Origin of the sequence: Streptomyces sp. NPDC093568 (assembly GCF_044764945.1) — a bacterium.
Taxonomy (GTDB): domain Bacteria; phylum Actinomycetota; class Actinomycetes; order Streptomycetales; family Streptomycetaceae; genus Streptomyces.
In genome coordinates this window covers 768,062-779,759 of sequence record NZ_JBIWJD010000001.1, presented here as the reverse complement: position 1 = coordinate 779,759, position 11,698 = coordinate 768,062, and the positions used below count along the sequence as shown (strand labels likewise).

Below are 11,698 nucleotides of genomic sequence, written 5' to 3'. Positions count from 1 at the left end.
CTTGAATCACATCCCCCTCGAAACACACATCCCTGGAGTCAGTCATGCGTACACGAAGAATGATCCGTGCCGGCGCCGTGGCGGCGGCCGCGGGCTCGTTGCTGGTCGCGTGCAGCGGGGCGGGCGGCGCGTCCGGCTCCGACGGCGGCGGCAAGAGCATCAACGTGCTGATGGTCGGCAATCCGCAGATGGAGGACATCGCGAAGCTGACGAAGGACACCTTCACCAAGGACACCGGCATCAAGGTGAACTTCACGGTCCTCCCCGAGAACGAGCTGCGCGACAAGGTCACCCAGGACGTCGCCACCCAGGCCGGCCAGTACGACGTCGCCACGATCGGCGCCTACGAGGTCCCCATCTGGGAGAAGAACGGCTGGCTGCACGAACTCAGCTCCTACGCCGAGAAGGACGCGAGCTTCGACACCGGTGACCTGCTCAAGCCGATGGTCACGTCCCTTTCGGGCTCCGACGGCAAGCTCTACGCCCTGCCGTTCTACGGCGAGTCCTCGTTCCTCATGTACAACAAGGACGTCATGAAGGCGAAGGGCATCACGGTGCCCGAGCGCCCGACCTGGCAGCAGATAGCCGACATCGCGGCCAAGGTCGACGGCGCGGAGCCGGGCATGCGGGGCATCTGTCTGCGCGGCCTGGCCGGCTGGGGCGAACTCGGCGCGTCGCTGACGACCGTGGTCAACACCTTCGGCGGCACCTGGTTCACCAAGGACTGGAAGGCGCAGGTCAACACCCCGGAGTTCAAGAAGGCGACCAACTTCTACGTCGACCTGGTCCGCAAGCACGGCGAGGCGGGAGCGGCGCAGGCCGGGTTCACCGAGTGCCTGAACGCCATGAGCCAGAAGAAGGTCGCGATGTGGTACGACGCGACCAGCGCGGCCGGATCGCTGGAGGACCCGAACTCCAGCAAGATCGCCGGACATGTCGGCTACGCCTACGCGCCGACCGCCGAGACCAAGAGCAGTGGCTGGCTGTGGAGTTGGGCGTGGGCCATGCCCAAGACCACGAAGAACGCCGACGCCGCCTCGAAGTTCATGCTGTGGGCCTCCGGCAAGGACTACGAGAAGCTCGTCGGCGAGAAGCTCGGCTGGTCGCGTGTTCCGGCCGGCAAGCGGGCCAGCACCTACGAGCTCCCGGAGTACCGCAAGGCCGCTGCGTCCTTCGGTGACATCACCCTGAAGTCCATCGAGCAGGCCGACCCGGCCAACCCCGGTGTCCAGCCCAGGCCGACCGTGGGCGTCCAGTACGTGGCCATCCCCGAGTTCCAGGACCTGGGGACCAAGGTCACCCAGGAGATCTCCGCCGCGATCGCCGGCAAGACCAGCGTGGACAAGGCACTGAACGACGGCCAGAAGCTCGCCGAGGACGTCGCGAAGAACTACCAGTGACCCGCAGGAACCGCCCGGCCGGCCCTCCCCCCGGCCGGGCACCCTCCCCACCCCCGCCCTCACCGGCAGAGGAACCCGCCATGACCACGCTCACCGCTCCGCCCAGGACGGCGCCCCCGCCGAGCCGCCCGCGCACCTCCACAGCCGCCGGCAGGTGGAAGCGCCGTATCCCGCTGCTGCCGGCGCTCGTCTTCACCGTCGTCGTCACTCAACTGCCCTTCGTGGCCACGCTCGTCATCTCCACGCTTCAGTGGAACGTCCTCAAACCGGGCGAGCGGCACTTCGTCGGCTTGTCCAACTTCGAGTTCGTCTTCACCGACGAGCGGCTGCGCACGGCGGTGCTCAACACCGTCGTACTCACCGCCTCGGTGGTCCTCATCAGCGTGGTCCTGGGCCTCGGCCTGGCGATGCTGCTGGACCGCCGGTTCATCGGCCGCGGTCTGGCCCGGACGATGCTCATCGCACCGTTCCTGGTCATGCCGGTCGCCGCGGCGCTGCTGTGGAAGCACGCCGTCTACAACCCCGACTACGGTCTGCTGAACGGCACCGTCAACGCCGTGTACCGCTTCTTCGGCGCGGACAACGGCCCCACGGTCGACTGGGTGTCCTCCTACCCCATGCCCGCCGTGGTGGTCTCGCTGGTGTGGCAGTGGACGCCGTTCATGATGCTCATCCTGCTGGCCGGTCTCCAGGCACAGCCCGGTGACGTCCTGGAGGCGGCCCGCGTCGACGGGGCGTCGGCCATGGCGACCTTCCGCTTCATCACCCTGCCGCACCTGCGCCAGTACATCGAGCTGGGCGTCCTGCTCGGCACGATCTACGTCGTGCAGACCTTCGACGCGGTCTACACCATCACGCAGGGCGGCCCCGGCTCCCGGACCACCAACCTGCCCTACGAGATCTACCTGACCATGTTCCGCAAGTACGAGTACGGCCAGGCGGCCGCCGCCGGCGTGGTCGTCGTACTCGGCTCGATCGTGATCGCGACCTTCGCGCTGCGCACCATCGCGTCGCTGTTCCGCGAGGAGGTTTCCCGATGACCACGCACGCGGCGGTCTCCGCGCCCGGCGCGCGACTGAAGAAGGCCCTTCGTCGACGCGAGGACCACGGCGGTACGCCCCGGCTGTCCCCGCTGTGGACGTTCGTCGCCTGGCTCGCCACCCTCGCGTTCTTCGCACCGGTGGCGTGGATGGTGCTCACCTCCTTCCATCAGGAGGCGGACGCGGCGACCAACCCGCCCAGCCCGCTGGCGCCGGTCACCCTCGACCAGTACAAGCTGCTGTTCAGCCGGGACATCACCCCGTTCCTCCTCAACTCGGCGATGGCCGGCGTCATTTCGACGCTGCTCGTGCTCGCCCTGGCGGTGCCGACGGCCTACGCGCTGTCCATCAAGCCGGTCGAGAAGTGGACCGACGTGATGTTCTTCTTCCTGTCCACCAAGTTCCTGCCGGCCATCGCGGCCCTGCTGCCGGTGTACCTGATCGTCAAGGACGCCGGGATGCTGGACAACGTGTGGACGCTGATCGTCCTCTACACCGCCATGAACCTGCCGATCGCGGTGTGGATGATGCGCTCGTTCCTCGCCGAGGTGCCCAGGGAGATCCTGGAGGCCGCCGAGGTCGACGGCGCCGGCCTGCCCACCGTGCTGCTGCGGATCGTCGCGCCGGTCGCCATGCCGGGGCTCGCCGCCACCTCGCTGATCTGCTTCATCTTCAGCTGGAACGAGTTCATGTTCGCCGTCAACCTCACCGCGACGAACGCCTCGACCGCCCCGGTCTTCCTCGTCGGCTTCATCACCAGCGAGGGCCTCTTCCTCGCCCGGCTCTGCGCCGCCGCCACCTTGGTCTCCCTGCCGGTGCTCATCGCCGGTTTCGCCGCCCAGGACAAACTGGTCCGGGGCCTGTCCCTTGGAGCAGTCAAGTGAGAGCCGCCGTCATAGAGGCCCCCGGCCGGGTCACCGTCACCACGGTGCCCGACCCCATCCCCGGGCCGCGCGAGGTCGTGGTCGACGTGGCGGCCTGCGGGCTGTGCGGGACCGATCTGCACATCCTCCAGGGCGAGTTCGCGCCCACCCTGCCGGTCGTGCCGGGCCACGAGTTCGCCGGCGAGGTCGTCGGCCTCGGCGGCGAGGTCACCGAACTCGCCCTCGGCGACCGGGTCGCCGTGGACCCCTCGCTGTACTGCAACGAGTGCCGCTACTGCCGGGCCGGCCGCAACAACCTGTGCGACCGGTGGCGGGCGATCGGCGTGACCGTGGCCGGTGGCGCCGCCGAGTACGCGGTGGCGCCCGTCGCCAACTGCGTCCGGCTGCCCGACCACGTGGACGTCCAGGACGCGGCCCTGATCGAACCGCTGTCCTGTGCCGTGCGCGGCTACGACGTGCTGAACGGCCGGATCGGCTCCCATGTGCTGATCTACGGCAGCGGGACGATGGGCCTGATGATGCTGGAGCTGGCCAAGCGCACCGGCGCCGCCTCCGTGGACGTCGTCGACATCAACGCGGAGCGCCTGGCGACGGCCGAGAAGCTGGGCTGCACCCAGGTGGCGCTCTCCGCGGAAGAGTTGGGGCGCCCCGGCGGCTGGGACGTGGTCGTCGACGCGACCGGGAACGCCGCCGCCATCCAGGACGGCCTGGAGCGGGTCGCCAAGGCCGGCACGTTCCTGCAGTTCGGGGTCTCCGACTACGCGACCACGGCCACCATCTCGCCGTACCGCGTCTACAACCAGGAGATCACGATCACCGGCTCCATGGCGGTGCTGCACAGCTATGAACGGGCGGCGGAACTGTTCGCCACCGGGGTGCTCGATCCGCGGGTGTTCATCAGCCATCGGCTGCCCCTGACGGAGTACCCGCGGGCACTGGAACAGTTCGCGGCCGGTCAGGGACGCAAGATCGTCGTACTGCCCTGACCTAGGCCCTGTCGTTTGGATCATCCCGGCGTCGCGGGGTCTGGCCGCACGGACGGGGACCCGGCCTCAGTGCCCCAGCGCCGCCTTTTCCGGCCGGTCCTCGTCCGGCTGCACCGGCGGCAGCAGGAAATCCTCGTACCGCCCGAGCGCCAGCACCACGCCGAGCATCACGAGCGGAAGAAGCACAGCGAACAGTGCCATGGGCCTGGTCCTTCCCCAGAACTTTCGCGGGGGGTATGCCTTCGAGTGACCCCGCTTCCGGAGTGCAAACCCTGTGTCGGCCCCTTCTCATCGGGTACGCGGTGCGCAGTCCCGAAGATCTGGAGGGAGTCATGCAGCGAGGCAGTGACCGGCTGAGCGTTCACCGCGACGACGAGATGAAGCACGAGCTCCAGGGCCTGCTGCGGTCCGGGCATCCGACCCGGACCGAGGAGTGGCACGACCCGGAGCCGTCCGCTGACGACGATCCGCAGGTCGCGGGCGGTCCGGTGGCACCGGGCTCCACGGCGTCCCTGGCGACGGTCCGGCTGGAACTGGCGCGGATCCTGGGCCGTAGTTCCTTCCCGGCCCGCCCCCGGGAGCTGATCGGTGAGCTGCGCCGCGGGTACGCGCCCGACGCCCTGGTGGACTCGTTGGAGCGGCTGCCGCGCTCGGCGCGCTACGCCAACGTGCAGGAGCTGGCCGAGGCCCTCACCGGCGGCGGACGGCAGGCCCGGCGCGGAAACGCCTAGCGGCCGGTGTCCGCACCGGCCGGGTCCACACGGGAAGGGTCCCCGATGGCTGAATTCGTGAGAGACGTCATGACCCCGGGGGTGGTCGCCGTACGCCCCGACGCCTCGCTCGTCGAGGCGGCGCGGCTGATGCGCAGACAGGACATCGGCGATGTCGTGGTGGCCGACGGGCAGGACGTCGTGGGCGTGCTCACCGACCGTGACATCACGGTACGGGCGGTCGCGGACGGCGCCGATCCGCTGGCGGTGAGCGCCGGCGCGGTGTGCAGCCGCAACCCTGTGGTGATCGGTCCGGGTGAGCGGGTGGCGGCCGCGGTGGCGCTGATGCGCGAGCACGCCGTACGGCGGCTGCCGGTCATCGAGGACGGCCTGCCGGTCGGCGTCGTCAGCCTCGGGGACCTGGCCGAGAACCAGGACCCCGGCTCGGCGCTGGCCGAGATCAGCCGTGCCGCCCCGGGCGACTGAGCCGCGCGGCCGCCAGGACGTTTCAGGGCCAGAGTAGGACGTGGACACATCAGTGGAGACATCATGCGTATCGCATTTCTGACCGCCCCCGAGGGAGTCGAGCAGATCGAGCTCACCGATCCCTGGCAGGCGGCGGTGGACGCCGGGCACGAGCCGGTGCTCGTGTCGACGAAGCCGGGCACGATCCAGGCGTTCCACCATCTGGACAAGGCCGAGAAGTTCCCCGTGCAGGAGGTCGTGGGCGAGACCTCGGCCGACTCGTTCGGCGGGCTGGTCCTGCCCGGCGGGGTCGCCAACCCGGACTATCTGCGCACGAACCGCAAGGCCGTGGCCTTCGTGCGGGACTTCTTCGACCAGGGCCGGCCCGTCGCGGCGATCTGCCATGCCGCGTGGACGCTGGTGGAGGCCGACGTCGTACGCGACCGGGTGCTGACCTCCTGGCCGAGCCTGCGGACCGACATCCGCAACGCCGGCGGCACCTGGGTCGACGAGCAGGTGCGGATCTGCGACCACGGCCCCAACCAGCTGGTCACCAGCCGTAAGCCGGACGACCTGAAGGCGTTCTGCGAGACGTTCCTAGAGGTGTTCGCCCGGGAGTCGAAGCAGGCGGCCTGAGCTGAGAGGCAAGGGGCCTGAGCTGAGAAGCAAGCGGCCTGAGCTCAGGGGAGAGCGCCACCGAGGAGGCCGGGCCGCGTGCCCGGCCTCCGGCCGTTGTCCTGGGCTCGTGCCGCCCGGGTCACCCCGGCGGAGCCGCCGGCGCCGGGCCGCTCCCCGTGCGGTCGCGGGCGCCGTCGCGGGTCCGGCCCGCGGCGACGGTGCGGCGCGGGTTGCGGCGCAGGTACTCGCCCTCCAGTTGCGCCATGCGTTCGTTGTGGGCCCGCAGCGCGTCGTTGGAGGCGTACAGCAGCGTGTCGTGGCGCGTCCGGTGGATGGTCTCCAGCTCCTTCATGAGCTGCTGGTCGTCCAGCCGGCTGGGGTCGACTCCGGTCATGGTGGTGCCCCGCTCGTCGTGTTCAACCATGCGGTCCGGGTACCCGCCCGGGAGCACATCGCCCCCGAACGGTGTACGGGAGACAGCCATGGATCTCGCCTTTCTGCATCCACTGTACGAACACCTCGGGCCCTGGGCCTCCGTGTACGTCGACACCTCTCGGCACACGGAGGACACCCCGCACGAGCGGCACCTGACGGCACAGGCGCTGTCCCGGGAGCTGTCCGGGCAGGGCTGCGACGACGCCACGTGCGATGCCGTGCGGAACGCGCTGGAGGAACTGGAGCACTCGTCCGAACCGCACGGCCGCGCGATCTTCGCCCGTGCGGGTGAGGTGGTCCTCGATCCGCCGCTGACCCGGGCCCCGCTGCGCGACAGCGCCCACTGGGCGCCGCTGCCGCACACGACGCCGCTGCTGGAGCTGGCCGGCGAGGACCCGGTCTGCGTGGTGGCCTACGTCGATCGCAAGGGCGCGGCGTTCGAGCTGCGCACCGCGCTGGGCCGGCAGGACGCCGGGTCGGTCACCGGCCGGCAGCATCCGGTGCACCGTACGAGCACGGCCGACTGGTCCGAGCGGCACTTCCAGCTGAAGGTGGAGAACACGTGGGAGCACAACGCCGCCGAGATCGCCGACGCGCTCACCGTCTGCCAGGAGGAGACCCGTGCCGACCTGCTGATCCTCGTCGGTGACGACCGGGAGCGGCGCAGCGTGCACGACCGGCTGCCGCGGCGGCTGCGCGATCTGGCGGTCGAGGCCCCGCACGGCACCGGCAGCAGGCTGCTCGACGAGGACGTCGAGCAGGCCCGCCAGGATCATGTGCGGCAGCGGGCGGCGCGGGAGCTGGAACGGTTCCAGGCGGCCCGCGAGCCGGACGGCGAGGGCCGCGCCGGGGCGGTCGAGGGCGTGCCCGCGCTGATCGAGGCCGCCCGTGAGCACCGCATCGACGAACTGCTGATCCACCCGGACGGGCCGGACGGCCACCGCGAGGTGTGGATCGGCGAGGATCCGGACCAGCTGGCGGTGCGCCGCACGGACCTGAAGATCCTCGGCGAACAGCACTCCTGGTCGGCGCGTGCCGACGACGCGCTGATGCGGTGCGTGGTGGCCACGGGGGCGGAGGCCCTCTCGGTGACGCCGACCGCCCAGGACACGGACCCGGTGGGCGGGCTGGGAGCTCTGCTGCGCTGGAGCTGACCCGGCGCCGGTGCGCTGACCGACGTCCGCGTCAGCGCACCCGCTCCACCCTCCGCTCGTCCCACACCGGCTCCGCCGTCTCCCGCACGCGGCCGTCGCTGCCGAAGACCAGGTAGCGGTCGAAGGAGCGGGCGAACCAGCGGTCGTGGGTGACGGCCAGGACCGTGCCCTCGAAGGCCTCCAGGCCTTCCTGGAGGGCCTCGGCGGACTCCAGGTCGAGGTTGTCGGTGGGCTCGTCGAGGAGGAGGGCCGTGACGCCCGCCAGCTCCAGCAGGAGGATCTGGAAGCGGGCCTGCTGGCCGCCGGAGAGCCGGTCGAAGGTCTGCTCCGCCTGGTTGGTCAGCTCGTAGCGGCGCAGGCGCGACATCGCGGCGCCCCGGTCCTGGGCGTGCCCCTTCCACAGGATGTCGAGGAGGGTGCGGCCCATCAGCTCGGGATGCGCGTGGGTCTGGGCGAAGTGACCGGGCAGGACCCGCGCGCCCAGCTTCCACTCCCCCGTGTGCGCCACGTCCTCGCCGGCCAGCAGCCGCAGGAAGTGCGACTTGCCGGAGCCGTTGGAGCCGAGGACGGCGACACGTTCGCCGTAGAAGACCTCCAGGGAGAACGGCTTCATCAGGCCGGTGAGCTCAAGCGCCTCGCAGGTGACGGCCCGCACCCCGGTACGCCCGCCCTTCAGCCGCATCCTGATGTCCTGCTCGCGCGGCGGCTCCGGCGGCGGCCCCGCCTCCTCGAACTTGCGCAGCCGGGTCTGGGCGGCGCGGTAGCGGGAGGCCATGTCGGGGCTGTTCTCGGCGGCTTGACGCAGCGTCAGCACCAGCTTCTTCAGCTGAGCGTGCTTCTCGTCCCAGCGTTTGCGCAGCTCCTCGAAGCGGGCGAAGCGGGCGCGCCGGGCCTCGTGATAGGTGGCGAAGCCGCCACCGTGCACCCAGGCGTCCGCGCCGGCCGGTGAGGGTTCGACGGAGACGATCTTCTCGGCGGCGCGGGCGAGGAGTTCGCGGTCGTGGGAGACGAAGAGGACCGTCTTGCGGGTCTCCTTCAGCCGCTCCTCGAGCCACCGCTTGCCCGGCACGTCGAGGTAGTTGTCGGGCTCGTCGAGCAGCAGCACCTCGTCGGTGCCCCGCAGCAGCGCCTCCAGCACGAGCCGCTTCTGCTCACCGCCGGACAGCGTGCGCACCTGCCGCCACTGCGCCTTCTCGTACGGCACGCCGAGCGCGGCAGTGGTGCACATGTCCCACAGCGTCTCGGCCTCGTAGCCGCGCACCTCCGCCCAGTCGGAGAGCGCCTGCGCGTACTTCAGCTGGGCGGCCTCGTCGTCGACGGTCATGATCGCGTGCTCGGCGGCGTCGACGGCCTTCGCGGCCTCGCGGATCCGGGGCGGCGCGACCGACACGAGCAGGTCGCGTACGGTCGTCTCGTCCCGTACGGACCCCACGAACTGCCGCATCACACCGAGCCCGCCGCCGACGGTGACGGTGCCGCCGTGCGGCTTCAGCTCTCCGGAGATCAGCCGCAGCAGGGTCGTCTTGCCGGCACCGTTGGGCCCGACCAGCGCCACGACGGCGCCTTCCCCCACCCGGAAGGACACGTCGCCGAGGAGCGCCCTCCCGTCGGGGAGGTAGTACTCGAGGTGCGCGGCTTCCAGATGTCCCATGGTGTGGCATTCTGCGGGCTGCCGCCGAGCCCGGGCAAACTGTTAATCCGGGGGCTGGGCGGGCCTTCCTACGGCGCGTCCCCGCGCACCACCTGGCCGGCCGGTCCGCTCTCCCCCGCCGGGGTCACGACCGCGCCGGCCCACGTCAGCGCCTTCCAGCCGTCCGCGGGCGAACCCTCGAGGATCACCACACCGGTGTTCGCCAGCGGGTGCGCCGCCGCGAAGGGCACGTCCACGTTCACCGCCCGCGCCGCCGTCCACATCCGGATCGCGGCGCCATGGCTGACCAGGGCGACCGTCCGGGCCCCGCTCCCCGCGGCCTCGGCCACCACGGCGTCGTAGCGCCCCAGCGCCTCCGCCCCGCTCTCGCCGCCCGGCATGCGCAGCTCCAGGTCGCCGGCCGCCCAGGCGAACACCGTCTTCATGTACAGCTGACCCTGCTCGGTGTCGCCGGGCAGCATCTCGAGGTCGCCCGCGGTCAGCTCGCGGATGCCGTCCCGGACGATCGGCTCCAGGCCGCGGGCCTTCGCCAGCGGGGCCGCGGTGAGCTGGGTGCGGGTCAGGGTGGAGACGTAGATCGCCTCGATGTCCTCGTCGGCCAGTGCCGCGGGCAGCGCGGCGGCCTGCTCCTCGCCGAGCGCGGTCAGGCCGGGGCCGGGTACGGCCGTGTCCAGCAGCTGGTCCACGTTCGAGGGCGTCTGGCCGTGGCGTATGAGGAGCAGGCGCATGTGCTGGGGGTTCCTCCGTGTGTCGCTCACCGCCTGCCGGACAGCAATCGGCGACTTCAGGGTACCCAGCCCTGTATGAGCCCAGACGTCGACCTCACGGTCCTCAAGCCTGGCCGGCACGCCCTGCGTGACCGGTTCCTCTCCCTCGACTCCCGGCTGTTCGAGTTCGCCGCCGAGCAGCACTGGCCGTATGCCGAGCGGGTCCTGCCGCGGCTGAGCCGGAGCGCGAACCACGGGGTGCTGTGGTTCGTGGCGGGCGCCGCCATCGCCGCGAGCCGGACGCCCCGGGCCCGCCGGGCGGCGGTCCGGGGCCTGGCCTCGCTCAGCCTCGCGTCGCTGACCATCAACACCCTCGGCAAGCGGTCGGTGCGCCGCCCGCGCCCGGTGCTGGACCCCGTACCGCTGGTACGGCAGCTGAAGCGGCAGCCGATCACGACCTCCTTCCCGTCCGGGCACGCGGCGTCGGCGGCGGCGTTCGCGACCGGCGTCGCCCTGGAGTCCCCCGGCTGGGGTGTGGTGGTCGCCCCGATCGCCTGGTCGGTGGCGCTGTCGCGGGTGTACACCGGCGTCCACTTCCCGAGCGACGTGCTGGCGGGCGCGGCGCTGGGCGCGGGTGCCGCGTTCGCCGTACGGGGGATGGTGCCGACGCGTGACCGGGTGGTCCCGCCGGCCCGGCCGCGCACGGACGTTCCGGCGCTGACGGAGGGGGACGGCCTGATCGTGGTGGCCAACAGGGGGTCGGGCACCGCCGAGCGGGTGCACGCGCTGCTGGACCTGCTGCCGCGCGCCGAGCTCGTGGAGTGCGAACCGGACGATGTGCGCACCGAGTTGCACAAGGCGGCGGCCCGCGCCCGGGTGCTCGGGGTCTGCGGCGGCGACGGCACGGTGAACGCGGCCGCCGAGATCGCGCTGCTGCACGACCTGCCGCTGGCGGTGCTGCCCGGCGGGACGCTGAACCACTTCGCCTACGACCTGGGCGTGGAGAACGAGCGCGATCTGAGCCGGGCCATCCAGCGCGGCGAGGCCGTGCGGGTGGACGTGGGCCGGTTCACCTGCGGCGAGCAGCAGGGCCTGTTCCTCAACACCTGCAGTCTGGGCGTGTATCCGGAGCTCGTGCGCGAGCGCGACCGCTTCTCGTCCCGGGTCGGCGCCTGGCCCGCCGGGGTCCTCGCGGCGCTGCGCGTCCTGCGCCGCGAGCACCACCCGCTGCACGCCGAGGTCGCGGGCCGCGCGCACCCGTTGTGGCTGCTGTTCGCCGGGAACGGCACCTATCACCGGCTGGGCCTCGCCCCCGCCCGCCGGCTGAACCTCGCGGACGGGGTGCTGGACGTACGGGTCGTGCACGGCGGGCGACGGCCGGCGCTGCGCCTGCTCGCCGCGGCCGTGGCGGGCCCGCTGACCCGCTCCCCGGCGCACGCGGCGGTCCAGGTCGGCCGGCTGCGGCTGTCCGGCGTCACGCGGGGCGCGCTGCTCGCCTACGACGGTGAGGTCACGGAGGTGGGGGGCGACGTGACGCTGGAGAAGCTGCCGGAGGCGCTGACCGTCTACCGTCCGCTGCCCGGCTCCTGATCAACCGTCAGTCCGGATACTGAAACGCCAGTCTCAACATTCGACATGCGGGCGTACG

13 protein-coding genes are annotated in these 11,698 nt (G+C 71.5%); 9 read left to right on the top strand and 4 right to left on the bottom strand.

Annotated elements, in window-relative coordinates; translation table 11 throughout:
• Positions 1-44 precede the first annotated feature (44 nt).
• The 4 genes from ACIRD7_RS03365 to ACIRD7_RS03350 all read left to right on the top strand — a co-directional run bounded on the left by ACIRD7_RS03365 (position 45) and on the right by ACIRD7_RS03350 (position 4,310).
• Positions 45-1,400 (top strand): ABC transporter substrate-binding protein, encoded by a 1,356-nt coding sequence (locus ACIRD7_RS03365; RefSeq protein WP_403449087.1) that lies wholly within the window; start codon positions 45-47, stop codon positions 1,398-1,400.
• 80 nt (positions 1,401-1,480) lie between these two features.
• Positions 1,481-2,440: a carbohydrate ABC transporter permease gene (locus ACIRD7_RS03360; protein ID WP_403449085.1), complete on the top strand. Its 960-nt coding sequence runs from the start codon at positions 1,481-1,483 to the stop codon at positions 2,438-2,440.
• Complete coding sequence (locus ACIRD7_RS03355) at positions 2,437-3,324, top strand: carbohydrate ABC transporter permease (RefSeq protein WP_403449082.1); 888 nt, start codon at positions 2,437-2,439, stop codon at positions 3,322-3,324. The genes ACIRD7_RS03360 and ACIRD7_RS03355 overlap by 4 nt, the downstream gene beginning before the upstream one ends.
• Positions 3,321-4,310: a zinc-dependent alcohol dehydrogenase family protein gene (locus tag ACIRD7_RS03350; RefSeq protein WP_403449078.1), complete on the top strand. Its 990-nt coding sequence runs from the start codon at positions 3,321-3,323 to the stop codon at positions 4,308-4,310. Before ACIRD7_RS03355 ends, ACIRD7_RS03350 begins: the two co-directional genes overlap by 4 nt.
• A gap of 66 nt (positions 4,311-4,376) precedes the next feature.
• Here ACIRD7_RS03350 and ACIRD7_RS03345 read toward each other — a convergent pair whose 3' ends face one another.
• Positions 4,377-4,511, bottom strand: a complete 135-nt coding sequence (locus ACIRD7_RS03345) for a hypothetical protein (protein WP_403449075.1) — start codon at positions 4,509-4,511, stop codon at positions 4,377-4,379.
• A 131-nt stretch (positions 4,512-4,642) separates the two neighbouring features.
• Between ACIRD7_RS03345 and ACIRD7_RS03340 the strand changes: the two genes are divergently transcribed.
• From ACIRD7_RS03340 to ACIRD7_RS03330, 3 genes are all read left to right on the top strand, one after another.
• On the top strand, positions 4,643-5,041 hold the full coding sequence (locus tag ACIRD7_RS03340; RefSeq protein WP_403449072.1) for a DUF2795 domain-containing protein: 399 nt from the start codon (positions 4,643-4,645) through the stop codon (positions 5,039-5,041).
• A gap of 45 nt (positions 5,042-5,086) precedes the next feature.
• Positions 5,087-5,506 carry a CBS domain-containing protein gene (locus ACIRD7_RS03335; protein ID WP_403449070.1) on the top strand — a complete coding sequence of 140 codons (420 nt, stop codon included), beginning with the start codon at positions 5,087-5,089 and terminating at the stop codon, positions 5,504-5,506.
• 63 nt (positions 5,507-5,569) lie between these two features.
• Positions 5,570-6,121: a type 1 glutamine amidotransferase domain-containing protein gene (locus ACIRD7_RS03330; protein ID WP_403449067.1), complete on the top strand. Its 552-nt coding sequence runs from the start codon at positions 5,570-5,572 to the stop codon at positions 6,119-6,121.
• Positions 6,122-6,242: 121 nt separating this feature from the next.
• Here ACIRD7_RS03330 and ACIRD7_RS03325 read toward each other — a convergent pair whose 3' ends face one another.
• Positions 6,243-6,527, bottom strand: a complete 285-nt coding sequence (locus ACIRD7_RS03325) for a DUF6158 family protein (RefSeq protein ID WP_403449064.1) — start codon at positions 6,525-6,527, stop codon at positions 6,243-6,245.
• Positions 6,528-6,585: 58 nt separating this feature from the next.
• Here ACIRD7_RS03325 and ACIRD7_RS03320 point away from each other — a divergent pair, with 58 nt between their 5' ends.
• Positions 6,586-7,692, top strand: coding sequence for a Vms1/Ankzf1 family peptidyl-tRNA hydrolase (locus ACIRD7_RS03320; protein ID WP_403449061.1), 1,107 nt, complete (start codon positions 6,586-6,588; stop codon positions 7,690-7,692).
• Positions 7,693-7,723: 31 nt separating this feature from the next.
• Here the strand turns inward: ACIRD7_RS03320 and ACIRD7_RS03315 are convergent, their stop codons facing one another.
• Both ACIRD7_RS03315 and ACIRD7_RS03310 read right to left on the bottom strand, forming a co-directional pair.
• Positions 7,724-9,343 carry an ATP-binding cassette domain-containing protein gene (locus ACIRD7_RS03315; protein WP_403449060.1) on the bottom strand — a complete coding sequence of 540 codons (1,620 nt, stop codon included), beginning with the start codon at positions 9,341-9,343 and terminating at the stop codon, positions 7,724-7,726.
• 68 nt (positions 9,344-9,411) lie between these two features.
• Positions 9,412-10,071, bottom strand: a complete 660-nt coding sequence (locus tag ACIRD7_RS03310; protein ID WP_403449057.1) for a histidine phosphatase family protein — start codon at positions 10,069-10,071, stop codon at positions 9,412-9,414.
• Between the two features lie 75 nt (positions 10,072-10,146).
• Between ACIRD7_RS03310 and ACIRD7_RS03305 the strand changes: the two genes are divergently transcribed.
• The gene (locus tag ACIRD7_RS03305) at positions 10,147-11,640 is read left to right on the top strand and encodes a bifunctional phosphatase PAP2/diacylglycerol kinase family protein (RefSeq protein ID WP_403449055.1); all 1,494 of its coding nucleotides are present in this window, start codon (positions 10,147-10,149) and stop codon (positions 11,638-11,640) included.
• Positions 11,641-11,698: the final 58 nt, after the last annotated feature.

Bases quoted from the DNA above. Each gene is read 5' to 3' on its own strand.
- ACIRD7_RS03365 (WP_403449087.1), top strand. From the start codon at position 45: ATGCGTACACGAAGAATGATCCGTGCCGGCGCCGTGGCGGCGGCCGCG.
- ACIRD7_RS03360 (WP_403449085.1), top strand. From the start codon at position 1,481: ATGACCACGCTCACCGCTCCGCCCAGGACGGCGCCCCCGCCGAGCCGC.
- ACIRD7_RS03355 (WP_403449082.1), top strand. From the start codon at position 2,437: ATGACCACGCACGCGGCGGTCTCCGCGCCCGGCGCGCGACTGAAGAAG.
- ACIRD7_RS03345 (WP_403449075.1), bottom strand. From the start codon at position 4,511: ATGGCACTGTTCGCTGTGCTTCTTCCGCTCGTGATGCTCGGCGTGGTG.
- ACIRD7_RS03340 (WP_403449072.1), top strand. From the start codon at position 4,643: ATGCAGCGAGGCAGTGACCGGCTGAGCGTTCACCGCGACGACGAGATG.
- ACIRD7_RS03335 (WP_403449070.1), top strand. From the start codon at position 5,087: ATGGCTGAATTCGTGAGAGACGTCATGACCCCGGGGGTGGTCGCCGTA.
- ACIRD7_RS03330 (WP_403449067.1), top strand. From the start codon at position 5,570: ATGCGTATCGCATTTCTGACCGCCCCCGAGGGAGTCGAGCAGATCGAG.
- ACIRD7_RS03325 (WP_403449064.1), bottom strand. From the start codon at position 6,527: ATGGTTGAACACGACGAGCGGGGCACCACCATGACCGGAGTCGACCCC.
- ACIRD7_RS03320 (WP_403449061.1), top strand. From the start codon at position 6,586: ATGGATCTCGCCTTTCTGCATCCACTGTACGAACACCTCGGGCCCTGG.
- ACIRD7_RS03315 (WP_403449060.1), bottom strand. From the start codon at position 9,343: ATGGGACATCTGGAAGCCGCGCACCTCGAGTACTACCTCCCCGACGGG.
- ACIRD7_RS03310 (WP_403449057.1), bottom strand. From the start codon at position 10,071: ATGCGCCTGCTCCTCATACGCCACGGCCAGACGCCCTCGAACGTGGAC.
- ACIRD7_RS03305 (WP_403449055.1), top strand. From the start codon at position 10,147: ATGAGCCCAGACGTCGACCTCACGGTCCTCAAGCCTGGCCGGCACGCC.